This window comes from Pseudonocardia charpentierae, assembly GCF_031845345.1.
Classification (GTDB): domain Bacteria; phylum Actinomycetota; class Actinomycetes; order Mycobacteriales; family Pseudonocardiaceae; genus Pseudonocardia; species Pseudonocardia charpentierae.
In genome coordinates, this window is sequence record NZ_JAVREJ010000003.1 from 152,537 (window position 1) to 174,304 (window position 21,768).

Below are 21,768 nucleotides of genomic sequence, written 5' to 3' on the forward strand. Positions count from 1 at the left end.
GAGGCATGACGGAACTGCGGACCTCCCGGCCGGCTCCGGAGGCCGACCAGATCAGCGGCCACAGCGTGCTCGTGAAGACCGGTTCCGGCCTGGCCGTGCTGCCACGGCGGCGCCGCGACGGCGTATCGGCCCGTCTGCACGCTGACGCCCTCGACTCGCGCCTGGCCGCCGGTGAACCACCCGAGAACGGTCGCCTGCTCGCCGTCCGTGCCGCTCAGATCACCAGCCCGACCGCCCGTCGGCGCCTGGCCCGCTCGTGGGACGACGTGGTCGCGCGGTCGCGGCGCGCCCAGCTCCCCGGCGACCCGCACGTGCCGGTCGCGCGGTCGCAGGTCGACGAGGCGTTCCCGGAGATCCAGGTCGTCGCGGGGATCCTGCGCGCCCGCCGCCCGGTGTCGGCGCGCGGCGTCGCCCTGGCCGGCGCACTGCTCACCACGCCGACCAGCCCGGTGTACCGGCGCAGGTCCGCTACCGGTGAGCTCGCCGACGCCCTGACCAGGGCCGCCCAGGAGATGTGATCGGCCGTGTGACTCACCGGATCGAGTCGACCGCCCGGCCTCAGCCGGTCGCGGCCGCCGGGAGGTCGGCGAGCACGTAGTCCAGCAGTTCGCGGCCGTGGTCGGAGGCGACCACGACGTCGTCGGCGGTGATGCGGATCCTGTGCAGCGACTGCATCCGGAGGACGTCGCCGTCGGCGCGGTGGTTGGGGAAGATCCCCGAGTACGAGACCCCGAGCGCCTCCAGGTGGTCGGCGACCAGCGCGGTTCCGGGCGAGACCAGCGGGAGATCGAGGTAGACGGCGTCGAGCCGGTCGTGGTGGAAGAGGCGGCGCCGCCGGGCGCGCACGACCTCCTCCAGGTCGGCACCGGGCACCGTGACCGTGATCAGGGCGAGGTTGTGGTCGTGGTTGACGTCGACCCGGAGCTCCGTCCGCTCGGCCAGCGTGTAGCCGGCCGGCGGATCGGCGAGCGCGCCGCGCAGTGCGCACAACTCCAGCGTCCGGCCGATGACCTCGTGATGCCGCGCGGGTGCGTAGACCGGTCGGTCGTGCCCGTCGTTGAGCTTGGCGTAGAAGAACGCCGCCGACTGGCGCCGCCGGGGCGCACCGGCGGCCGCGTCGTTGGCGACCGAGGCCGGGATCCAGCCGAGCAGGAACCCGGTCTCCTTCGCCCCGACGGCCAGGTTCGCCCGCTGGCTGTACGGGTGCGCAGCGGTCACCTCGGAGTACATCCCGGCGAGACCCCGGTCGCGTGCCCAGTCCATGAGGTACCGCTTGGTGCGGGTGAACAGGTGCTGCCCGCGCGCCGCGGCCAGCGTGACCGCCTGGCCCGCGTGCCCGACCGCGTCGCCCGCCGCAGCCGTGCTCATCCCCATGTGGCACAGCAGCTCCCCGGCCGCCGTCTCCGCCACCACCGAGACGTAGCGGCCGTCGGTGAGCCGGGCGCGCACCTCGTCCGCGTCGTAGACCCACCGCACGTCGTAGGTCGAGCCGTACGCGGCGACGATCGCCGACGTCAGCACCGAGCCCTCCTCCGGACCGAGCCGCCGGAACACGATCCCGTCGTCGCCATCGAGGAGCATGCCGCATTGTGGGGTTCGGGACGTGCGAACCGCAGCCCGGGAGGATCACGTCAGTAGCCTCACGGTCGTGGAGGTTTCGGCGACGGGTCTGGCGTTCGCCCTCGCCGCCATGGTGCTGAACAGCGTCGCGGGGTTGTTGGAGTCGGATGCGACCCGGTACGTCACTCGGGGGCGGGCACTGGCGATGCAGCCCCGCTATCTCGGCGGGCTCCTCGTCGACGGCCTCGGGTGGGCGAGCACCGTCGTGGCGCTGCGCTACTCGCCCGTCTTCGTCGTCCAGGCCGTTCTCGGCGGAGCGATCGCGCTGACCGCCGTGGGCGCGCGGATCGTATACGGATCGGCGCTGCGGAGGGTCGACGGGCTGGCCTGCGCGGTGTGTGTGGTCGGGCTCGTGCTGGTCGCCGCCAGCGCAGGACCGGAACGACCTGCCGACCCGTCGTCGTCGGCCGTGCTCGCGCTCGCTCTCGTGGCGGTCGTGCTGGTCGCCGCCCTTGTCGCGGCGTGGCGGGCCGGTTCCGCCTGGTCGCTCGCCCTTGTCGCCGGGCTGGGCTTCGGCGGCAGTTCGGTGGCCGTCCGCGCGGTGCACCTCACCACGGGGGAGAACCCCGCGACGCTGCTCGCAGGGCCAGCGCTCTACCTGGTGGTGGTGTTCGGGGCGGTCGGTCTGATCGCGTACTCCCGGTCCCTCGAGCGGGGGAGTCTGGCCCGCGTGACGGCGATTCTGCTCGTCACCGAGGTCACCGTGCCGGGGTTGGCCGGAATCATCCTGCTGGGTGATTCCGTGCGGCCCGGCTGGTGGGTGGTGATGACGGCCGGGCTCGTCCTGGCCGTCGCCGGAGTCGTGGTGCTTGCCGACTCGCCGGCACAGCGGCCGCCACCACTGCGAGCCGCCGGGAGCTGATCGCCCTCAGCGGCGGCGGAGAGCGGAGTCGAGAGTGCGGATGAGCTCGCCGACGCGTCCGCCTCCCGCAGGTGCGGCGGGCAGACGACCGAGCACCGCGGAGACCGCCGGAGGTGCGTGACGTCGGGCCCATTCCAGAGTGGCCCCGACGACCGACCGGCCTTCTTCGGACACCAGTTCTTCTGCACGTGCCGCGTGGGCCGCCGCGCCGAGGAGGTGTTTCACCTGGTGGGCGCTCGCCCGAGGGTGGAGGTACGCCGCGGCTGCTGCATGACTCGCTGCTCGTGCCGCGTCCGCGGCAGCGGGGGAAACGCATTCTTGTGCCGCCCTGTACGCCGCCCACGCACTCTGTCGGAGGGCTGCCGTGCGCCGCCCGCCGTCGGCGAAGGCGTGTGCGGCATCAATGGCATTGCGAGGGCGCGCGTCGGCAGGACGTTCCTTCTCGAAGATCGGCAGCGTCCTGCGCGCACAGCCGGCCGCATAACCGGTGATCTCACGACGTTCGCGGTCGCTCAGTTCGATCGACGTGATCCCGGTCGGCACAGTTGCCTTGTGCCGGAGGTCAGAGGAGTGTCTCGACCTTGTTGACCTCTCCGCAGGGAACGTCGAGGGCGGCGTGGTGTTTCCGCACTGCCTCCTCGTCCGGGCCCTCCAGCAGGCAATACACCTTTCCTTCAGGGTTGTGGTAGAGCTCCAACTGACGGACCCCGAACTCGTCGGTCGTGCCCGCTCGGGTCTGAGTTCTCAACTGCTCGATGTCGTCCGACGAGAGCTTGAGACCGTCGTGGAAGTCCATGAACTTCGCCATGTGCCACCCCTGACGTCGATGTGTGAGGGCCGATCCACTGTGCTCGCGGCGACGTGCCGTGTCCACCCCGATGAGTTCAGTGGCGCCATTCCCGGCGAATGGCGATCATTTTCCCGTCACGGTCGTGTGTGTCGTGAGCCAGCCCCAGAGAAGAGCGGTGAGGGCGACCGGTGCGTCGTAATGGATCAGATGTCCGGCTCCCGGGACTTCGACGTAGTCCGCGCCGGGGATCAGGTCCGCCAGGCGCCGGCCGGTCTGCGGGGGAATCCACTCGTCCTGTGCCCCCCATACGACGCGGACGGGCATGGTCAGGTCTCCCAGCCGTTGCTCGTTCTCGACGAGGAAGCGTTCGTCGTACTGTGCGATCTGACGGTAGAAGGCCGGCTGACCGCTTTCGGTGGTCCACGGTGCGACCAGTGCCGCGAGATCGTCGCCGGCCAGGTCCCGGTGGCTCGCGCCCTGGATGTAGGCCCGCAGGATCGCCTCGTGGATGTAGGGCGGCAGCGCGTCCAGGGTGTCGGGGTGATCGGCGACGAACCGGAAGAACGCCGAGCCGCTCGGGGGGATCGCCACCACGTCGACGAGCATCAGCGACGAGTAGCTCGCTCCGCCGACCAGGGTCGCGCGCAGCGACACCGCACCGCCGAAGTCGTGCGCGATCACGTGCGGGCGTCGGAGGCCCCAGTGGTCGAGCACCGCGACGAACGCCTCGGCCTGCGCCCCGAAGTCGACCGGGTGCGCCGGGTCCTTCGACGAGCGCCCGTAGCCGGGCATGTCCCAGGCGTAGACGGTGAAGGCGTCGGCGAGCGCGTCGGCGTAGCGCGACCACACGACGGACGACCAGGGCGTTCCGTGGCACAGCACCACCGGCGGGCCGGTCCCCGCGCGCCCGCACGCGATGGTCCGTCCCTGCCACGAGATTTCCTCGACGAGCTCCACGGCGCCCATCCGATCACGCGACGGGCGTCGAACCCAGCCTGGCGAGGGCGCCTGTCTCCAGCGCCGTCCAGACCGCTCCGTCAGGGCCGTGGGTGATGCCGTGCGGTTCGGAGCGGGGTGTCGGCAGGTCGTGCACCTCGACGACGCCATCGGGCGTGATGGAGCCGATGCGGTTCCCGCCCCACTCGGTGAACCACATCTCGCCGTCGCCGCCGGCGGTGATGCCGTGCGGTCGGCCGGCGCGGTCGGGCAGCGGGAACTCCACGATCGCACCGTCGGGGGTGATCCGGCCGACCTGGCCGGCGGCGATCTCAACGAACCAGACGGCGCCGTCGTGGCCGGTGGCGACGCCCACCGGCGCGGCGGCCTCGGTCGGCAGCGGGTGCACGGTGACGGTGCCGTCCATGCCGATCCGCCCGATCGCGTTCGCCTGGTTCAGGGCGAACCACATCCCGCCGTCGGCCCCTGCGGTGATCGCCGAAGGGAACGAGCGGGTGCCCTGCAGCGCGAACTCGGTGACGTGGCCGTCGGTGGTGATCCGGCCGATGCGGTCGGCGGCGGTCTCGGTGAACCACAGCGCCCCGTCGGGTCCGGCGGCGATGCCGAACGGACCGCAGTCCGGGGTGGGCAGCGTGAACTCGTGCACGCTCCCCTCGGTGGTGATCCGCCCGATGCGATGTGCCCGGTACTCGGTGAACCAGAGCGCGCCGTCCGGCCCGGCGACGATGATCGTCGGCCCGCAGCCGGGATCGAGCCCGTGGCGGGTGGGTTCACCGCCGGGGAGCAACCGGCCGATCTCACCGCTGTGGACCATCGTGAACCACAGCGCGCCGTCCGGGCCGGTGGTGACGGCGTACGGACCACTGCCGACGTCGGCGACGACGTACTCCTGGATGACCACGGCAGTCATGAGGTGTGCTCCAGTTCGTCGGTCCGACCGGTGGAACATCATGATGGCGTCGTGACGACCGAGCCGCGTCCGAGGCGGAGGATGATGCCGCCGGCGGCGCTCACGCGGCTGGTCGTCGCCGGGCTTCTCGGCGTAGTGATCGGCGCGGTCGTCGGCGTCCTGACCGACGCGCTGCTGGGGATCATCGCCGCGATCGCCGGGGCGGCGACGGTCTTCGTGGTGGCGGGGTGGGTCGTGCTCTGGCCGATGGACGCCGAGACCACCCGGCGCACCGTGTCGCGGCAGGACTTCCGGCCCGCCGCCCAGGAGGTGGTGATCGTGATCGCCGCCCTCGCCGGGCTGGTCGGCATCGTGGCGCTGCTCCTGCTCAGCGGCTCCGGCAGTGGCCGCGCTGCGGCGGCGATCGCACCGGCCGGGGTGTTCAGGGTCTGGGCCGGCCTGCACCTCATGTACGCCACCCGCTATGCGCACCTCTACTACGGGGGCACCGAGGGCGGGATCGACTTCAACTCCACGGACCCGCCGACCTACCGCGACTTCCTCTACTTCAGCTACAACCTCGGCATGACCTACCAGGTCTCCGACACCAGCGTCTCGAGCTCGACGATCCGCACGGTCGCGCTGCGGCACTGCCTGCTGTCCTACGTCTTCGGCACCGTCATCCTGGCCACGACGATCAACCTGGTGACCGGGATCGTCACGTCGTGATCGTGCGGTCTACCGTCGGCCGGGAGAGAAGGATGGTGGAACCGATGGCGGAACCGACCGGTTCGGGCGAGACCGAGCCGAGTGCTGCGGCCCGTGAGCGGCTCGAAGGGGAGCTGGCCCAGGTACGCGAGCAGCGGCGCCGGCTGAGTGCCCAGCTCGGCGGGGAGGATCCCACCGATCCCGACCCCGGCGACAGCGGCGACGCGGCCGCCCAGCTGGAAGGGCTCGACGACCTGGCGCGGACGGATCAGCGCATCGACGACATCCAGCGGCTGATCGCCGGCTCGGGCGTGCCGGACGCCGAGCCCGGCCTCGCCGACGGCACCGTCGTCACCCTCCGCTTCCCCGACGGGGACGTCACGACGTTCCGGATCGTGGCGATCCTGGAGGAGGCTCCCTCGGACGGCGGCGAGGACGTCGTGACGGTCGACAGCCCGCTCGGCCGGGCCCTGGTCGGTCGGCGCGCCGGCGACCCGATCACCTACGCCGGGCCCGACGGGGATCTGCAGGCCGAGGTCGTCGCCGTCGACGCGCCGTAGGCCGTCAGCATCGGGCCTGGTCTCCGTCGCCCGTCCCAGCGAGGGCGTACACCCAGGATGCCGCCGGCCGGCACCGGGGGAGTCAGGTCGTCGGCCACGCGATCATCGAAGCACGTCCGGCCTACCGGGCGCCGTTGCTGCGCAGCAGCGCGGGCACGGTGCGGAGCAGGATGTCGGCATCCGACCGCAGTGAACGGCTTTCGACGTAGCGGACGTCCAGGCGGAGCATGTCCAGCGTCCCCAGCGTGCTGCGGCCGCTGACCTGCCACAGGCCGGTGAGGCCGGGCGGCACGCTGAAGCGGGGCTCGAACTCCTCGGGGAACATCTCGGCCTCCCAGCTCAGGCAGGGCCGGGGTCCGACGAGGGTCATGTCGCCGCGCAGGACGTTGAGCAGCTGGGGCAGCTCGTCGAGGCTGGTCTTGCGCAGCAACGCCCCGGTGCGGGTGACCCGGCTGTCGTTGTTCAGCTTGGAGCTGCCGTTCTCGACGGTGTCCTCGCCGCGCAGCTCGCGCGCGATCAGCTCCCGCAACTCCCGGTCGTCGCCGCCCCGGAACATGGTGCGGAACTTGAACAACGTGAACCGGCTCCCGCCCAGTCCCACCCGCTCCTGCCGGAAGAACGCAGGTCCCTTGTCCTCCAGGTGCACCGCTATGGCGATCAGCAGCATCGGCACCAGGAAGAGAATGAGCAGCAACGAGGACACGACGACGTCGGCAGTACGTCGCAGCCAGTCGGCGGCGTCGCGTTCGACGGCCTGCGGCCTCATCAAGCAACGTTGCACGGAGATCGACCCCCCAGTCGCGGTTGTACGAGATGGAGACTCGTCCTGCGGCGCGCAGGTCGACATCCGCCGACCACGCCAATGCGACCCCGCGCTACCTCAGGCCCGATGGTGGTGCCAGTACGACCCGGGCTACGGCCACTTGCCACGGCTCGACGACGTCGCGGCCGGGGGCGAGTCTCGGGTCAGAACTGCACGCTGGGCAGGTAGGCACCCCGGGGTGTGGTGTAGAGACCGATGCTCATCAGCGTCATCGTGTGCACGACGTGCAGGCCGTGCGCCAGGCACCACCGGAACAGCTCGCCGTTGGTGATCGGCACCAGGATCCCGGAGCCGTGGAAGGCGTCGGCGGCCAGGATCAGCGCCTCGATGTCGGCGTCGCTCTCACCCACGGCGTGGCCGGTGAAACCCAGGTCGCTCGCGTAGCCGCTGATCCGGCCGTCGTGCTCGACGACCAGGCCGGCTCCCTGGGCGATCGCGTCGGCCAGCTCTGCGGTGCGGTCGTGCCCGTGGACACGGCGGCATGCGGCGGCACAGGCCTCGAGATCCCCCGTGGTCGCCGGCCGCACCTGACGCCCCGGGATCCGGCCCGTCGGCGGTGTGCCGTTCATGCAGGCGAGCACGTCGCGGGCGGTGAAGCCCAGCGAGGCGTAGAGCGACAGCGATCGGCTGTGGTACGCCGATTGCAGGAGGCGCACCCCGGCAGCCCGGCGATCGGTGGCGCGGCGCAGCACGTCGAGCATCAGGGCCCGCCCGACGCCGCGGTTCTGGACGGCGGGATCGACGCCGACCGGTCCGACCCCGACGATCGCAGAGCGTTCGTCGAGGAAGTTGCAGCCGACGACGTGGCCGTCGATCTCGGCCACCACCGCGTAGATCTGCGGATGCGCGAGCATCTCCGACGCCACGTCCAGCCCCACCTGGAGCGACGCGAAGTCGGAGGGAAAGCCGTGCGTGTCGGCGATGCCGCTGAAGGCCTCGTAGCAAATCCGGCCGCACACCTCGGCGTCGTCGCGGCGGCCCGGCCTGAGCTCGACCGCCGTCGACCGCCGGCCTCCGGTCAGCCCTTCCACGTCAGAGCGCTCCACGCCTTCTCCAGCACCTCCCGGTAGGGGGCGGGATCGATGCCCTGTTCGTGCAGCCACCGGTCGTTGCCGAAGGTGGTGTCGTACCGGTCGGAGCGGTCGCACATGAGCGTGACGATGCTGCCGGAGAGGCCGTGCTCGTGCAGCTCGCAGGCCAGCCGGAGAGCGCCGTAGATGTTGGTGCCGGTCGACGGTCCGGCGCGGACACCGATCCGGCCGGCGAGGAACTGCATGGCGGCGACCGATGCGGCGTCCGGCACGCCGATCATGCGGTCGACGAGCTGCGGGAGGAACGACGGCTCGACGCGTGGGCGTCCGATGCCCTCGATGCGGGATCCCGAGCTGCGGGAGGCCTCGCCCGCATAGGCCGGGAGGAAGGCCGAACCCTCCGGGTCGACGACCGCCAGCCGCGTGGCGTAGCCGCGGTAGCGCAGGTAGCGGCCGATGGTGGCGCTGGTGCCGCCGGTGCCCGCACCGACGACGATCCAGGCCGGCACGGGGTGTGGCTCGGCCGCCAGCTGGTCGAAGATCGATTCGGCGATGTTGTTGTTGCCCCGCCAGTCGGTGGCCCGCTCGGCGTTGGTGAACTGGTCGAGGTAGTGCCCACCGAGCTCGTCGGCGAACCGGCGGGCGGCGTCGTACACCTCGCCCGCCGAGTCGACGAACTCGCACCGGCCGCCCTCGCGCTCGATGAGCGCGATCTTGCCAGGGCTCGTCGACCGGGCGACCACCGCGACGAAGGGGAGGCCGACGAGGCGCGCGAAGTACGCCTCGCTGATCGCCGTCGATCCGCTGGACGCCTCCACCACCGTGCTGCCGCGGCCGATGTCGCCGTTGCAGATGGCGTAGAGGAACAGCGACCGGGCGAGCCGGTGCTTGAGGCTGCCCGTGGGATGGGTCGACTCGTCCTTGACGTAGATGTCGACGGGCGAGCCCGTCGACACGGGCAGCCGGAGCAGGTGGGTGTCGGCGCTGCGGCGGGCGTCGGCGTGCAGGCGGGCCACGGCCCAGTCGACCCACTGCCGGTCCGCCGTCGGGGCCTCCACGGTCCTCAGCGGTTCGACGGGCACGGGGTGCTCCTCTCCGGCGTGTGCGCTGAACGTAGCGGGTCGTCGCGGTCCGGTGAGGCCGTGTCACCCGGGCCGGCGCCACCCCTTCCGTGCCGTCGCGGTCAGGGTCAGCAGTTCACGCAGCACGGTGGCCGAGATGTCGGCCAGCGAGCGCTCCTCGCCTTCGCGGATCCACTGCGTGAACGCGATCCCGAACACGGTGGTGCCGGACTCCGCCGCAAGGGTGGCCGCCAGTTCGTCGACGCCGCGGGAACGGAGGGCCGCGGCCAGCGCGGTGGCGAGGCCGGCGAGCTTGTGCAGCTCGCGTTCCTGCAGCGCGGGGTTCTCGTCGATCACGGTCTGCCGGGCCCGGGAGTAGGGCCGGCGCTCGTCCGGGAAGAGCGACGCGGCGGACTGCAGGGCCGAGGCGACGATCTCGATCGGGGACGCCTCCGGTCTTCCGGGCCCTCGCCGAGCCCCGCCGGATGCGTCTGCCCAACGGCACCGTCACCTCCGGGGAGCTGCGGGTGCGGTTCGGCGAGGTCGAGGCCCGCGACATCGCCCCCACCTGGGCGGGCCGCGCCCGGTGCGACGCCCTGGCGGCCGAGGTCGACCGCCGCCTCGCCGCCGGCACGGAGGCGGATCGCGCCGCCACCGAGCGCGCCGTCTGGGCGGCAGGCCTGCCTCCGACCGAACGCGGGCTCATCGCCGACGATCTCGCGTACTTCACCTACCGGGTGTCCGACGACCGACGCGACGACGGGCAGACCCCGCCCGACACCGTCGTGGGCCTGCTCGACGGTGGTTGGATCCGGGCGGAGCCCGTCGTCTACGACGACTTCCTGCCCCGCTCGGCAGCCGGGATCTTCCGGTCGAACCTCAGCGGCGACGGCGCCCGGGACGACGCCCAGGAGGCGCCCCACTACGACTCGGCGTGGCTCGCCGGCGCCGTCGAGCGCCACGTCCACGATCCCTTCGTGCTGTACGACCGCCTGCGGGACGAGTCGCTCGAGCTCGTCGCGCAGCATCTCGGGAGGACCGGCGTGGCCACAGCGGACAGGACGAAGATGGCACCGTGACGACTCTCGCTGACACACCGACGACGACGGGCGACCTCCGTGAACTCGCCACCCGGGCGCTCGACCGCTGTGGCGCCGACATCGGTGCCCTCACCGGCCGCACGACCCTGGACGTGCGGAGCCCGATCACCGGCGAGGTCGTCGCCACCGTGCCGATGGCCGACACCGCGGACGCCGAGGCGGCCGTCCAGGTGGCGCACGAGGCGTACCTGGTGTGGCGGGCCGTGCCCGCACCGGTGCGCGGCGCGCTGATCAAGCGGTTCGGGCAGCTGCTCACCGAGCACAAGGAGGATCTGGCCGACCTGATCGGGATCGAGGTCGGCAAGATCCGTTCCGAGGCGCTCGGCGAGGTGCAGGAGATGATCGACATCTGCGACTTCGCCGTCGGTCTCTCGCGCCGGCTCGACGGGCGGACGATGCCCTCGGAACGGCCGGGGCACCGGCTCATGGAGACCTGGCACCCGGTGGGCGTCGTCGCCGTGATCTCGGCGTTCAACTTCCCGGCGGCGGTCTGGGCGTGGAACACGGCGGTCGCCCTGGTCTGCGGCGACACGGTGGTGTGGAAGCCGTCGGAGGCGGCTCCTCTTGTGGCTGTCGCCGGCTCGGCGCTGCTGGCCCGGGCCGCCGAGGAGCTCTCGGCTCCTGCGCACCTCAACACCCTGGTCGTGACGGACGCCGACGGCGCGGCCCCGCTGATCGACAGCCCGCTGGTGCCCGTCGTGAGTGCCACCGGATCGGAGCGCATGGGAGCGCAGATCGCGCCGCGGATCGCCGCCCGCTTCGGCCGGAGCATCCTTGAACTCGGGGGCAACAACGCCGCGGTCGTCACGCCGTCGGCAGATCTGGACCTCGCGATCCGGGGCATCGTCTTCGCGGCCGCAGGCACTGCCGGCCAGCGGTGCACGACACTGCGCCGGCTCATCGTGCACGAGTCCGTCGCCGACACCGTGGTCGAGCGGGTGGCGAGCGCCTACCGCAATCTCCGGATCGGCAACCCCTTCGCCGACGGTGTGCTCGTGGGTCCGCTCATCGACAAGAAGGCGTTCGACGGGATGGGCCGGGCGCTCGACGAGGCCGTCGACGACGGGGGAGTGGTCGTCGCCGGTGGCGAGCGCGTCGACACGGGGGATCCCGAGGCCTACTACGCCCGGCCGGCGCTGGTGCGCATGCCGGGCCAGACCGAGCTCGTGCGGCGGGAGACGTTCGCGCCGATCCTGTACGTGCTGACCTACTCGACCTTCGCCGACGCCGTCGCGCTGCACAACGGCGTGCCGCAGGGCCTGTCGTCGAGCATCTTCACCCGGGACCAGCGCGAGGCCGAGCAGTTCCTCGCGGCCGAGGGCTCCGACTGCGGGATCGTCAACGTCAACATCGGGACGTCGGGCGCCGAGATCGGCGGCGCGTTCGGCGGGGAGAAGACCACCGGTGGGGGACGGGAGTCCGGGTCGGACGCCTGGCGCGGCTACATGCGCCGGGCGACCAACACCGTGAACTACTCGACCGAGCTCCCCCTCGCCCAGGGCGTCGACTTCTCCTGACCCGGAGCGGTCAGCGCCAGCCCAGCCCGGGGGCAAGGTGGGTGATCACGCTGTCGAGGACGTGGGCGTTGTAGTCGACGCCCAGCTGGTTGGGCACCGTGAGCAGCAACGTGTCCGCGGCGGCGATCGCCTCGTCCTCGGCGAGCTCGGCGATCAGCTTGTCCGGCTCGCCGGCGTAGGTGCGGCCGAACCGGGCGTTGCCGCCGTCGAGCCACCCGACCTGGTCGGTGCTGCCGCGCTCCTGCCAGAACAGCTGTTTGTCGAGGTCGTTGACGATCGGGAAGATGCTGCGGCTGACCGAGACGCGCGGCTCGCGGTCGTGCCCGGCGGTCTTCCAGGCGTCCCGGAACCGCTGGATCTGCTCGGCCTGCAGTTGGTGGAAGGGCACGCCGGTGTCTTCGGTGAGCAGCGTCGAGCTCATGAGGTTCATCCCCTGCTCGGCCGTCCACTCCGCCGTCCCGCGCGTGCCGGCACCCCACCAGATGCGGTCGCGCAGCCCCGGTGCGTGCGGCTCGATCCGCAGCAGACCCGGCGGGTTCGCGAACATCGGGCGCGGGTTGGGCCGGGCGAAGCCGTCGCCCTTGAGCACCTCGAGGAAGACGTTCGTGTGGTCCCGCGCCATGTCGGCGTCGCTGCGACCCTCCGACGGCTCGTAGCCGAAGTAGCGGTAGCCGTCGATCACCTGCTCCGGCGATCCTCGGCTGATGCCCAGCTGCAGGCGGCCCCCGGAGATCAGGTCCGCCGCGCCGGCGTCCTCGGCCATGTAGAGCGGGTTCTCGTAGCGCATGTCGATCACGGCTGTGCCCAGCTCGATGCGGCTGGTCCGCGCGGCGGCCGCCGCCAGCAGGGGGAACGGCGACGCGAGCTGCTGGGCGAAGTGGTGCACCCGGTAGTAGGCGCCGTCGGCGCCTGCCTCTTCGGCGGCGACAGCGAGCTCGATCGACTGCAGCAGGGCGTCGGACGCCGACCGCACCATCGAATGCGGGGATGCCGACCAGTGGCCGAAGGACAGGAAGCCTATCTTCTTCACAGTTCAACCAACTCGGCCGCGCCGAGCGGCATTCCGTGGATGCCCCGGAGGCGTCCGGAGAGGACGGACATGGCTCTCGTCCCCGTCGACCTGCCCACCCCGGACGCCCTGCGCGGCCGGTGGGCGGCGTTCGCCGCGATCTGCACCGCCCGCGGCTGGGCCCGCAGCTGCCACGCCGACGGCCTGCGCTGGCACTTCGACGACGGCGGCGGCAACTGGGCGGACCTGGTGCACGTCGGCGACTGCCGGGCCGTGCTGCTCGGGCACGACCACGAGTACTCCGACACCTACTACGCCGAGGCCGCCGCCTACTTCGGCGAGCCCGAGACCGACCTGCTCGCCGGCGCCCCCGAGTGGTGGGCGCCGCCGGTGCGGGCCGCTGCGACGCCGGAGTCGTGGGTCGGCTTCGCCTACGGTTTCGACGGCGCGCAGTGGTGGCGCGCGTCCTACGACCTGGACGACGGCTTCGCGAGCGTCGGCCTGCCCGCACTCGACGATGCCCGCTACCGGGACCTGGCCGGCGCGTTCACCGACGACGCGCCCGGCCGCGTCGCGGTGCCGGACGCTGCCGCCTTCGACGCGCTCGCCCTCGCAGGCCCGGACGTGTCCCCGGATCTCCTGCGGACGGTGGTCGGTCCGGTGTGGGACGCCGATGCGGGCGCGGCGGCCGCGCAGCGCTTCCGGATCTGACGGCTTCGGCGGGGGATCCGGGTGGCAGGACTCACCGGCGACACCCTGCTCGGCGGAGCCCGCCGCCGTAAACTGGTGAGTGATGACAACGATCGAGTCCCGGCCGTCGGCACCGCCTCTGCACGAGCGCGGGACGCCCGGCTACCGGCGCGTCGGGGCGGCGTTGTGGTGCGCGGGACTCGCGACGTTCGTGCTCGTCTATTCCGTGCAGGGGCTGCTGCCGACGCTCGCCACGGAGTTCGGGGTGTCGTCGTCGGCGTCGAGTCTGGTGCTGTCGGCGACGACCGGGACGCTCGCGCTCGCCATCGTCCCGTTGTCCGCGATCGCCGAGTCGTGGGGCCGCGTCCGGGTGATGACCGCCGCGCTGGCGCTGTCGGCCGTGCTCGGGCTGCTCGCCCCGCTGGCCCCGTCCTTCGGCGCGCTGGTCGCGATCCGGGCACTGCAGGGCGTCGCGCTCGCGGCGCTGCCCGCCCTGGCGATGGCGCACATGACCCGCGAGGTCGCACCGCGGTGCCTGGGTGGGGCGATGGGACTGCTCATCGCGGGCAACACCCTCGGCGGGCTGTCCGGGCGGCTGATCGCCGGAGTCGTCGCCGACCTCGGTGGCTGGCGTGTCGCGCTGGCCGTCGTCGGCGCCGTGTCGCTGGCCGCGACCGTCGCCTTCCGGCTGCTGCTGCCGCCGTCCGTGGCGCCCGCCGCACCCCGGGTCCGGCTGCGCGACCTCGGCGGCCCGCTGCGCGTGCAGCTGCGCGACCCCGGCCTGCGGTGCCTGTTCGGGATCGCCTTCCTGCTGATGGGTGCGTTCGTCACCGTCTACAACTACCTCGGCTTCCGGCTGATCGCGCCGCCGTTCTCGCTGCCGCCCGCGCTCGTCGGGCTGGTGTTCCTCGGCTACCTCGCCGGCTCCTACGCCTCCACCGCGGCCGGGCGCCTCGGTGATCGGGTCGGGCGTCGCCGGGTGCTCTGGGCCGCGGTGCTCGTCGCGCTGGCCGGGGCCTGGATCACCGTGCCCGACGCCCTGCCGGCGGCACTGGTCGGGCTGCTGCTCGTCACCGTGGGCTTCTTCGGCGCGCACTCGTTGGCCAGCAGCTGGGTCGGGCGCCGCTCGTCGTCGCTGCCCGGCGGCGCACCGGCCGTCGCGTCGTCGCTGTACCTGCTGGCCTACTACGCGGGCAGCAGTGTCGGCGGCTCGGTCGGCGGCCTGGCCTATGACGGCGCCGGCTGGCTCGGGCTGGTCGGCTACGTCAGCGCGCTGCTGCTCGGGGCCGGCGCGCTGGCCCTGGCGTTGCGCCGGATCCCCGCGGCCTGACGGTCAGGGGTCGCGTCGGCCGGTGTAGATCCCGGTCGGTTCGGCGTGGTAGCCCTTGGCGCCGACCGTGCGGGCGAGGGGGCTGCGGGGGTCGCCGGCGCTGCGGACCAGGTCGACGACGGTGGGGAAGTCGTAGCGCGGGGTCCAGTGCAGGTCGCGACGGGCGAGTGCGTTGCTGTAGACGCGGTCGAGCGTCGGGGGGAGTCGCCAGCCCCGGCGGGCGTAGTCGTCGCCGATGCCGGGGTAGATGCGGTTGATCACCGCCGCTGCGTCGACGGCGAGCTCGGGGAGGTCGTCGGGGGTGAACGGGGTCGTGGCGCTGATGACGTAGCGCCCGAACCCCAGCTCCGGTGCACGGGCAGCGGCGCACAGGTGGGCACCGACGACGTCGGCGAGATCGATCCGGCGGTGCAGGAACTCGTTGACCTTGAGATTGACGTCGTCGAAGGCGGCGCGGACGTCGTCGCGGTCGTCGGGCTCGGGGAAGAAGCGCGCGGTGCGCAGGACGACGACGGGAAGGCCGAGATCGCGGGCGGCGAGCTCGCAGAGGTCCTCGGCGGCGACCTTGGTGGCGCCGTAGATGTTGCGGACTGTCGACGGTGTGGTCTCGTCGATCCACACGGCGGGCCGGCCGGGCTCGGGAGTGAGTGATCTGCCGAAGGCGCTGGTGCTGCTGGTGAACACGACGCTGCGCGCACCGACCTCTGCGGCGGCCTCCAGGACCGTGAGCGTCCCGGTGACGTTGGTGTCGACGAAGTCCTGGCGGCTGTGCGAGCCGACGTGCGGCTTGTGCAGGGTCGCGGTGTGCAGGACGTGGTCGGCGCCGTCGAGAGCGCGGCGGACGGCGTCGCGGTCGCCGACCGCGCCGACGACGCCGGTGAACGGCGAGGCGACGACGTCGAGGCCGACCACGTGATGGCCCTGCTCGCGCAGGGTGCGGGCGAGTGCCTCGCCCAGGTGGCCGGCGCTGCCGGTGATGCAGAAGATCGCCATGTCAGGGTCCGAGGACGGCGTCCAGGTCGGCGTAGACGTCGGGCGGCCCGGCGACGATCCGGCTGCCGCCGAGCAGCGTGTCGTCGGTCAGGCGGTAGTTGCTCCGCCCGCCCGCCGATTCGATGACGGCGAGCGCGCCGAGGCAGTCCCAGGAGTTGATGTGCGGCTCGATGTAGCCGAGCAGCCGCCCGCAGGCCACGTAGCAGAGGCTCAGCGCCGCCGATCCGTTGCGGTAGAACATCCCTCCTTGCCGCAGGAGCCGGTCGAGGACCGGGAGGATGTCGTCCGGGCCGATGCGGGACGAGTAGCCCACGGACACGACGCCGTCGGCGAGCGACGTCCCGGGGTGCGGCGAGACGGACCGGCCGTTGAGCAGGGCCGGCCGGCCGCGTCCGCCTTCGAACAGCTCGTCGAGCGGTGGGTTGTGGACGAAGCCGAACTGCAGCTCGCCCCGGTGGACGTAGCCGATCGACACGCACCAGCTGGGCATCGCGCTCACGAAGGGCTGGGTACCGTCGATCGGGTCGACCACCCAGATGCCCTCGGCGTCGGCGAGCCCCTCGGCGCCGGTCTCCTCGCCGAGGAAGCCGTCGGCGCCGAAGTCGGCGAGGCCGCGCTTGATGAGCAGCTCCACCTCCATGTCGGCCTCGGTGACGACGTCCTGCGCGCCCTTCCAGCGCACGTCGAGCTCCGAGAGCCGGCCGGCGTACTCGGCGGCGAGTGCGCCGGCCCGCAGGGTCAGCTCCCGCCCGGCCTCGTACCGCTCGGCCAGCCCACTGTCGTCCGGAGTCACGGAGTGCCCGACGGCGCCGCGACCGTGATGTCGTCCACGCCTTGCATCAGATCATCTCGGGCGGCGCCGCGGGAACCCGCCGGCGCTCACGCGACGGTCAGCGCGAGGTCGTCGAGGGCGAAGGTGGTCTGGAGGGTGGCGTTCTCGGTGCCGGTGAACTTCAGGCTCACCGTTCCTCCGGCCTGACCCGCGATGTCGACGGTCTTCTGCACGTAGCCCGCGCTCTTGTCGAGGTTGGAGTAGGTGGCGACGGTGCTCGTCCGGAGGGTCACCACGAGCTTGTCGTTCTGCGCGGTCGTGCTGGTCTCGGCGGTGGTGACCCGCATCCAGAACGACAGTGTGTAGCGGCTGCAGCCGGCGGGGATCGTCACCGTCTGGGCCAGCGTCGAGGTGGTGGCGGTTCCCTTCCCGCCGAGTGCGGCGTTCCAGAAGCCGGTGCGCGCGGGGCGGGCGCTACCGAGAGGGGCGATGACGCCCGAGGTCGCGGTCCAGCCGGTGGGGCCCGACTCGAAGCCGGGGTTGACGAGCTTCTGGCCGGTGCCGGTGCAGGCGGCGGGGTTGACGGTCCAGGTGAACGACGTGCTCGCGGTCCCGCCGGCCGAGTCCGTCACGGTCACGGTGACGGCGCTGGTGGCCGCCGAGCCGACCGCGGCGGCCGTCGGCGTCCCGGAGATCACGCCGCTGGACGCGTTGATCGTCAGACCGGCAGGCAGGCCAGAGGCGTTCCAGGTGTAGGGCGGGGAGCCGTCGGTGGCCCGCATGGTCAGCGACACCGGCGCACCGGCGGTGGTCGTCTGGTTGCCCGGATTGGTGACGGCCAACGGCGTCGCGACCGGGGTGTCGACGAAGAGCAGCTTGTTGGGCGAGCCGGTGCCGGCGTTCGTGACCACACCGGTGGTCGCGGAGCCGATCAGCCTGCTCGCCACCTGGGCCGGCGTCAGGGTGCGCTGCTGCCCCAGCAGCACGGCCGCCGCGCCGGCGACGTGCGGAGTGGCCATCGACGTTCCCGACAGGGTGCTGGTGGCCGTGGGGCTGGTGTACCAGTCGGAGACGATCTGCGACCCGGGCGCGAACGCGTCCACGCAGGTGCCGAAGTTGGAGTACGACGCGCGGGCGTCGGCGCGGTCGGTCGCGGCCACGGTCAGGGCGGCCGTCGCGCGGGCCGGTGACTGGGTGCAGGCGTTGACGTTGTCGTTGCCCGCGGCGACGGAGACCGACACGCCGTCGTTGACGAGCGCCGTGACCGCCGCGTCGAGACTGCTGTTGGTCGGCCCGCCCAGGCTCAGGTTCGCCACGGCGGGAGTCCCTGCCACGTGATTGGCGGCCGCCCAGTCCAACCCGGCGATGACCCCGGACATGCTGCCGGATCCGTTGCAGTCCAGCACGCGCACCGCGACCGGAGTGGCTCCCTTCGCGACGCCGTGGGTGCTCCCGGCGAGGGTGCCCGCGACGTGGGTGCCGTGGCCGTTGCAGTCGCCGGTCCCGCGGCCGTCGTTGATCGCGGTGTAGCCGGTGCGAACCCGGCCGCCGAAGTCGACGTGCGTGCTCAGGATCCCCGTGTCGACGACGTACGCGGTCACCCCGGCGCCGTCGTTCGGGTAGGTGTAGCTCGCCGACAGCGGCAGGGCACGCTGGTCGACACGGTCGAGCCCCCACGGCGGTGAGGGCTGGGTCTGCGAGGTCGTGACCGGCGTGTCCGGGTCGACGGCCACGACCGCGGGGTTGCTCCGCAGGGCGGCCACCGCCCGCTCGGGGATCTCGACCGCGAAGCCGGTCAGCGCCGTGCGGTACCGGAACGAGATCCGCGCACCCGCGTCGCTCGCCTTCAGCGCCTCGGCATCGAGGTTCGTGCCGGCCTTCAGCCGCACGATGACCTTCGTCATCGTGACCCCCGGCTGAGCGGCCGCAGGACCCGCCGCTGCACCGACCAGACCGAGGCTCACGACCAGCCCGAGCAGGGTGCGCCCCGCCCACCCTCGACACCGCGAATTTCGTCCCGCCGACCGACTCTGCATCGGGTAGCCCCCTCACCCAACGTGGGCGCCGTCGGTTGATCGGCACCCGTTGGGGAGGGAATCTGGCCAGTGCTCGGAGTGTCGCACCACCGAGAGCAGCAACAACCACTCCACCGAGTGGCCCAGTGCACCACTTCGGTCGGCGCATCAATTCAATCGAGCCCGAGCTCGGAGTCGGCGAGGTCGAGGGCCTGCTCGTAGCGAGCGCCCTGCCGGGCGAAGGCGGACGCCGCCGCCTGACAGTCGCCTGCCAGGCCCGCCGCGGGAATGTGGCCTCGCAGCGATGACTTCCGGTGACGCGGGTCGTCTGTACTACGACCGCATCTCCTCTCCCCGCATGGAGCCTCCGATGACCGCCATCACCGCCACCCCCGCCCGCACCACCTCGCGCGCCGGAAACATCGGCCTCTGGACGCTGCAGGTGCTGCTCGCCGTCGTCTACGCCTTCTCGGCGTTCGGCAAGCTGACCGCCGAGGCGCAGAACGTCGCTGGATTCCAGGCGATGGGCCTGGGCAACACAGGGATGTACATCATCGGCACGTTGGAGCTGGCCGGGGCGATCGCGATGTTCATCCCGGTCCTGACCGGGCTCGCCGCGGCGTGCTTCGTCGCGCTGATGATCGGGGCGGTCATCGCCACCCGGGCGATCGGCGGAGGAGCGCTCGCCGCGATCCCCGCGACCGTGCTCGTCGTGGCCGCGATCGTGGCGTGGGGTCGCCGCGACAGCACCCGCCGGCTGGTCGCGCGCCTGCGCCACTGACCTGTGGCGCCGCAGGAGTCAGAGCGTCAGGCCGAGGGTGGTGAACACCCACAGCGACGACGTCACCCAGAGCACGGCCAGACCGGTGAAGACCAGGCCGCCGGCGACGGGGAGTGCCCACCCGGGCAGCTCGTGCCGCGTGAGCAGCAGCATCTTCGCCACGAACGCGCCGTAGAACAAGCACCCGACCAGGGCGTGCACCAACACCCGCGGCGCGCCGGCCTGGAAGCCCAGCGCGTAGAGGCAGTGCACGGCGACGGGCACCGACGCCAGCACCGCGACCCGGCCGGACCAGCGGTGCAGCGTGCCGGTCCACGACGGGGCGCGGACCGGTAGCCGCCCGTACATCGCGGCGGCCGAGACGAGCTGCACGACCGCCAGCGCGGCGGCGAGGGTCGCCAGCCACGCCTTGACGTACAGGGGTCCGGAGAAGCCGGCGACGTTCACCGCGAACGCCGTGGGCTCGTGGACGCGGCCGTAGACGCCCAGCGCCACGGACACCGCGACGCCGACGGCCACCGGGATCAGCACGGGGACCAGGCGGCTGTCGCGCGCAGGTACGGGAGAGAGGGGTGCGGTGGTCATGGCGGTCTCCTTCGCGAGTGAACAGGCTGGTCAGGACCCGGTGGCGGAGAGGCTTGCCCTCGCCCGGTCGAGCTCGGCACGGGTGCTCGACGTCGCCTCGGCGGAGAACGTCCACTCGGGGTATCCGGCCAGCACCACGGTCCCGTCGACCGCGTCGCCGGTGAGCGTCCCGGACAGTCGGGCGCCCTTGCGTCCGGTGAGCTCCACGACGCCGTCCTCCGCGGTGCCCTGCAGCCAGACCTCGATCTTCTTGCCGTCGCAGACGTAGGCCTTCGCGCGGCCGCCGTCGACGGTGATCTCGATCGGGATCGGGCCCTTCGCCGTCGGCGCCTCGCCGACGAACTCGGCTTTCGCGGGGAAGGCGGCGGCCGGCGGCTCGACCGCGGCCTCCGGGGCGGGGGCGGCAGGTTCGGGCGCGGCCGACGGGGGTGCGGGGTCCGCAGCCGCTGTCACCGCGGCGGGGGCCGCGGCGACCGGCACCGGCGGGGCGTCGCGGCTGGTGGCGCCGTTGACCAGCACGAGTGTCAGTGCCAGGCCGAGCATGGCGACCAGCGTCAGGACGGGCCCCCGGGGCGTCGTCGTGGTCATCGGGTCCTCCGGGGTGGGTCGGCGGTGGTGGCCGGCAGCGGCTCGCCGGCGTGCCGCTCAGCCTGCGGGCGCGACGACCCGCGGCCATCGGTAGTCGTCACCCATTTCCGTGCGGCGCCCGCCCAAGCCGCCTGCTGGGCATCGCGAGGTCTCCCGCGCGGTCCGGATGGGTAGGGGCCCGCCGTAGATGGGTGGTCATCGCCGATGGCCCGGCGGCGCGGTGTCCGCAGGATTCGGTTCCTCCACAACGGAAGGAACTCCTGATGACCACCACGTCCCCGTCCACCGGCACCACGCCGCGTCGCAGGACCGTCGTCCTGGGGGCGCTCGCCGCGCTCGCCGTACTCGGCGGCGGCCTCGGCGCACTGGCCGCGTCGCACCCGGAGAACGCGCCACCGCCGGGCGGCTCCGTCGCCTCGGTCACCCCCGCCGGGTCGCTCGACTCCGTCGGCCGCATCGACGGCTCGACCGCCCTCGTGGCGGTGCTGGCCGACGGCGACCAGGTGACGGCCTACGTCTGCGACGGCGACACCGTCACCGGCGAGCGGTTCTCCGGCACCGCGCTCGGCGGACGCACGGTGCTGCACTCCGACGGCGGTGCCGAGCTGACCGTCGACCTGGCCGACGGCGGCGCGACCGGCACCTTCACCCCGGCAGGCGCCACCGCGGCGCTGCCGTTCCGCACGGTCCCGAGCACGGGGGAGGCCGGCTGGTACACCGCGGAGGCTCCCGACGTCGCGGCCAACTGGGTCGTGCTCGCCGACGGCACGCAGACCGGCGTGGATCACATCCACAAGCGCAAGCACCGCGGCCACCACCTGAAGCCGAAGCCCGGCAAGCCCAGCGGGGTCAGCCCCACGGTGGCGCCGGAGAAGCCCAGCGGCGTGAGCCCCACCGCGGAGCCGGAGACGGCGCTGGTCAACGGGTTCCCGGGCTGCACGACGGTCGTCGGCCGGCTCTGCGTCGACGGTGACGCCGCCGACCCGGTCGAGGTCGACGACGGCCTCGTCGTGCTGCAGCCCGGGCGCGTGCGCGGGGGCGGGGGCGGCGGCACGGACCTCCTCGCCCCGCTCTGACCGGTCAGTGG

At 72.6% G+C, this 21,768-nt stretch carries 24 protein-coding genes and 1 pseudogene; 10 read left to right on the top strand and 15 right to left on the bottom strand.

Annotated features, from left to right (window positions below; translation table 11 throughout):
- The first annotated feature begins 5 nt into the window (after positions 1–5).
- Complete coding sequence (locus RM445_RS06180; protein ID WP_311555087.1) at positions 6–518, top strand: hypothetical protein; 513 nt, start codon at positions 6–8, stop codon at positions 516–518.
- A 40-nt stretch (positions 519–558) separates the two neighbouring features.
- Here RM445_RS06180 and RM445_RS06185 read toward each other — a convergent pair whose 3' ends face one another.
- Entirely contained in the window at positions 559–1,581 is a 1,023-nt protein-coding gene (locus RM445_RS06185; RefSeq protein ID WP_311555088.1) for a hypothetical protein, read from the bottom strand.
- Between the two features lie 67 nt (positions 1,582–1,648).
- Here RM445_RS06185 and RM445_RS06190 point away from each other — a divergent pair, with 67 nt between their 5' ends.
- Positions 1,649–2,482, top strand: a complete 834-nt coding sequence (locus RM445_RS06190) for a hypothetical protein (RefSeq protein WP_311555089.1) — start codon at positions 1,649–1,651, stop codon at positions 2,480–2,482.
- A gap of 6 nt (positions 2,483–2,488) precedes the next feature.
- Here RM445_RS06190 and RM445_RS32300 read toward each other — a convergent pair whose 3' ends face one another.
- The 4 genes from RM445_RS32300 to RM445_RS06205 form a co-directional block, all read right to left on the bottom strand.
- On the bottom strand, positions 2,489–3,025 hold the full coding sequence (locus RM445_RS32300) for a putative immunity protein (RefSeq protein WP_397469243.1): 537 nt from the start codon (positions 3,023–3,025) through the stop codon (positions 2,489–2,491).
- 19 nt (positions 3,026–3,044) lie between these two features.
- Positions 3,045–3,290: a nickel-binding protein gene (locus RM445_RS06195; RefSeq protein ID WP_311555090.1), complete on the bottom strand. Its 246-nt coding sequence runs from the start codon at positions 3,288–3,290 to the stop codon at positions 3,045–3,047.
- A gap of 105 nt (positions 3,291–3,395) precedes the next feature.
- A complete protein-coding gene (locus tag RM445_RS06200) occupies positions 3,396–4,238 on the bottom strand; it encodes an alpha/beta fold hydrolase (protein WP_311555091.1) in 843 nt (280 codons plus the stop codon).
- A 4-nt stretch (positions 4,239–4,242) separates the two neighbouring features.
- The gene (locus RM445_RS06205; protein WP_311555092.1) at positions 4,243–5,139 is read right to left on the bottom strand and encodes a Vgb family protein; all 897 of its coding nucleotides are present in this window, start codon (positions 5,137–5,139) and stop codon (positions 4,243–4,245) included.
- 51 nt (positions 5,140–5,190) lie between these two features.
- Here RM445_RS06205 and RM445_RS06210 point away from each other — a divergent pair, with 51 nt between their 5' ends.
- Positions 5,191–5,847 carry a DUF1345 domain-containing protein gene (locus tag RM445_RS06210; protein WP_311555093.1) on the top strand — a complete coding sequence of 219 codons (657 nt, stop codon included), beginning with the start codon at positions 5,191–5,193 and terminating at the stop codon, positions 5,845–5,847.
- Positions 5,848–5,891: 44 nt separating this feature from the next.
- A complete protein-coding gene (locus RM445_RS06215) occupies positions 5,892–6,386 on the top strand; it encodes a GreA/GreB family elongation factor (RefSeq protein WP_311555094.1) in 495 nt (164 codons plus the stop codon).
- Positions 6,387–6,507: 121 nt separating this feature from the next.
- Here the strand turns inward: RM445_RS06215 and RM445_RS06220 are convergent, their stop codons facing one another.
- The 4 genes from RM445_RS06220 to RM445_RS06235 form a co-directional block, all read right to left on the bottom strand.
- A complete protein-coding gene (locus RM445_RS06220; RefSeq protein ID WP_311555096.1) occupies positions 6,508–7,152 on the bottom strand; it encodes a sugar transferase in 645 nt (214 codons plus the stop codon).
- A gap of 200 nt (positions 7,153–7,352) precedes the next feature.
- Entirely contained in the window at positions 7,353–8,255 is a 903-nt protein-coding gene (locus tag RM445_RS06225; protein ID WP_311555097.1) for a GNAT family N-acetyltransferase, read from the bottom strand.
- Positions 8,228–9,322: a PLP-dependent cysteine synthase family protein gene (locus RM445_RS06230; RefSeq protein WP_311555098.1), complete on the bottom strand. Its 1,095-nt coding sequence runs from the start codon at positions 9,320–9,322 to the stop codon at positions 8,228–8,230. The genes RM445_RS06225 and RM445_RS06230 overlap by 28 nt, the downstream gene beginning before the upstream one ends.
- 63 nt (positions 9,323–9,385) lie before the next feature.
- Positions 9,386–9,742, bottom strand: coding sequence for an acyl-CoA-like ligand-binding transcription factor (locus RM445_RS06235; RefSeq protein WP_311555429.1), 357 nt, complete (start codon positions 9,740–9,742; stop codon positions 9,386–9,388).
- 29 nt (positions 9,743–9,771) lie between these two features.
- Between RM445_RS06235 and RM445_RS06240 the strand changes: the two are divergent.
- Both RM445_RS06240 and amaB read left to right on the top strand, forming a co-directional pair.
- A pseudogene (locus tag RM445_RS06240) lies at positions 9,772–10,380 on the top strand (2-oxoadipate dioxygenase/decarboxylase family protein); the annotation flags it as partial.
- Positions 10,377–11,918, top strand: a complete 1,542-nt coding sequence (gene amaB / locus RM445_RS06245; protein WP_311555099.1) for an L-piperidine-6-carboxylate dehydrogenase — start codon at positions 10,377–10,379, stop codon at positions 11,916–11,918. The pseudogene RM445_RS06240 and the gene amaB, both read left to right, overlap by 4 nt.
- Before the next feature lie 10 nt (positions 11,919–11,928).
- Here the strand turns inward: amaB and RM445_RS06250 are convergent, their stop codons facing one another.
- On the bottom strand, positions 11,929–12,948 hold the full coding sequence (locus RM445_RS06250; RefSeq protein ID WP_311555100.1) for an LLM class flavin-dependent oxidoreductase: 1,020 nt from the start codon (positions 12,946–12,948) through the stop codon (positions 11,929–11,931).
- A 69-nt stretch (positions 12,949–13,017) separates the two neighbouring features.
- Between RM445_RS06250 and RM445_RS06255 the strand changes: the two genes are divergently transcribed.
- Positions 13,018–13,638 (top strand): proteophosphoglycan 5, encoded by a 621-nt coding sequence (locus RM445_RS06255; protein ID WP_311555101.1) that lies wholly within the window; start codon positions 13,018–13,020, stop codon positions 13,636–13,638.
- A gap of 82 nt (positions 13,639–13,720) precedes the next feature.
- The gene (locus RM445_RS06260) at positions 13,721–14,947 is read left to right on the top strand and encodes an MFS transporter (RefSeq protein ID WP_311555102.1); all 1,227 of its coding nucleotides are present in this window, start codon (positions 13,721–13,723) and stop codon (positions 14,945–14,947) included.
- Between the two features lie 3 nt (positions 14,948–14,950).
- On the opposite strand, the gene RM445_RS06265 is transcribed toward RM445_RS06260, so the two are convergent.
- The 3 genes from RM445_RS06265 to RM445_RS06275 all read right to left on the bottom strand — a co-directional run bounded on the left by RM445_RS06265 (position 14,951) and on the right by RM445_RS06275 (position 18,676).
- Positions 14,951–15,940, bottom strand: a complete 990-nt coding sequence (locus tag RM445_RS06265) for an NAD-dependent epimerase/dehydratase family protein (RefSeq protein ID WP_311555103.1) — start codon at positions 15,938–15,940, stop codon at positions 14,951–14,953.
- 1 nt (position 15,941) lies between these two features.
- Positions 15,942–16,733 carry an inositol monophosphatase family protein gene (locus RM445_RS06270; RefSeq protein ID WP_311555104.1) on the bottom strand — a complete coding sequence of 264 codons (792 nt, stop codon included), beginning with the start codon at positions 16,731–16,733 and terminating at the stop codon, positions 15,942–15,944.
- 86 nt (positions 16,734–16,819) lie between these two features.
- Entirely contained in the window at positions 16,820–18,676 is a 1,857-nt protein-coding gene (locus RM445_RS06275) for a S8 family peptidase (protein WP_311555105.1), read from the bottom strand.
- A gap of 421 nt (positions 18,677–19,097) precedes the next feature.
- Between RM445_RS06275 and RM445_RS06280 the strand changes: the two genes are divergently transcribed.
- Positions 19,098–19,508 carry a DoxX family protein gene (locus tag RM445_RS06280; protein ID WP_311555106.1) on the top strand — a complete coding sequence of 137 codons (411 nt, stop codon included), beginning with the start codon at positions 19,098–19,100 and terminating at the stop codon, positions 19,506–19,508.
- Between the two features lie 18 nt (positions 19,509–19,526).
- Here the strand turns inward: RM445_RS06280 and RM445_RS06285 are convergent, their stop codons facing one another.
- Positions 19,527–20,093 (bottom strand): DUF6529 family protein, encoded by a 567-nt coding sequence (locus tag RM445_RS06285; RefSeq protein WP_311555107.1) that lies wholly within the window; start codon positions 20,091–20,093, stop codon positions 19,527–19,529.
- Between the two features lie 30 nt (positions 20,094–20,123).
- Positions 20,124–20,681 carry a hypothetical protein gene (locus RM445_RS06290; protein ID WP_311555108.1) on the bottom strand — a complete coding sequence of 186 codons (558 nt, stop codon included), beginning with the start codon at positions 20,679–20,681 and terminating at the stop codon, positions 20,124–20,126.
- A gap of 263 nt (positions 20,682–20,944) precedes the next feature.
- On the opposite strand from RM445_RS06290, the gene RM445_RS06295 reads away from it, so the two are divergent.
- Positions 20,945–21,757 (top strand): hypothetical protein, encoded by an 813-nt coding sequence (locus RM445_RS06295; RefSeq protein WP_311555109.1) that lies wholly within the window; start codon positions 20,945–20,947, stop codon positions 21,755–21,757.
- The last annotated feature ends 11 nt before the right edge of the window (positions 21,758–21,768 follow it).

Excerpts from the sequence above, each read along its gene's own strand:
- RM445_RS06180 (WP_311555087.1), top strand. The coding sequence starts at position 6 with ATGACGGAACTGCGGACCTCCCGGCCGGCTCCGGAGGCCGACCAGATC.
- RM445_RS06185 (WP_311555088.1), bottom strand. The coding sequence starts at position 1,581 with ATGCTCCTCGATGGCGACGACGGGATCGTGTTCCGGCGGCTCGGTCCG.
- RM445_RS06195 (WP_311555090.1), bottom strand. The coding sequence starts at position 3,290 with ATGGCGAAGTTCATGGACTTCCACGACGGTCTCAAGCTCTCGTCGGAC.
- RM445_RS06200 (WP_311555091.1), bottom strand. The coding sequence starts at position 4,238 with ATGGGCGCCGTGGAGCTCGTCGAGGAAATCTCGTGGCAGGGACGGACC.
- RM445_RS06205 (WP_311555092.1), bottom strand. The coding sequence starts at position 5,139 with ATGACTGCCGTGGTCATCCAGGAGTACGTCGTCGCCGACGTCGGCAGT.
- RM445_RS06215 (WP_311555094.1), top strand. The coding sequence starts at position 5,892 with ATGGCGGAACCGACCGGTTCGGGCGAGACCGAGCCGAGTGCTGCGGCC.
- RM445_RS06220 (WP_311555096.1), bottom strand. The coding sequence starts at position 7,152 with ATGAGGCCGCAGGCCGTCGAACGCGACGCCGCCGACTGGCTGCGACGT.
- RM445_RS06255 (WP_311555101.1), top strand. The coding sequence starts at position 13,018 with ATGGCTCTCGTCCCCGTCGACCTGCCCACCCCGGACGCCCTGCGCGGC.
- RM445_RS06260 (WP_311555102.1), top strand. The coding sequence starts at position 13,721 with ATGACAACGATCGAGTCCCGGCCGTCGGCACCGCCTCTGCACGAGCGC.
- RM445_RS06265 (WP_311555103.1), bottom strand. The coding sequence starts at position 15,940 with ATGGCGATCTTCTGCATCACCGGCAGCGCCGGCCACCTGGGCGAGGCA.
- RM445_RS06280 (WP_311555106.1), top strand. The coding sequence starts at position 19,098 with ATGACCGCCATCACCGCCACCCCCGCCCGCACCACCTCGCGCGCCGGA.
- RM445_RS06285 (WP_311555107.1), bottom strand. The coding sequence starts at position 20,093 with ATGACCACCGCACCCCTCTCTCCCGTACCTGCGCGCGACAGCCGCCTG.
- RM445_RS06290 (WP_311555108.1), bottom strand. The coding sequence starts at position 20,681 with ATGACCACGACGACGCCCCGGGGGCCCGTCCTGACGCTGGTCGCCATG.
- RM445_RS06295 (WP_311555109.1), top strand. The coding sequence starts at position 20,945 with ATGACCACCACGTCCCCGTCCACCGGCACCACGCCGCGTCGCAGGACC.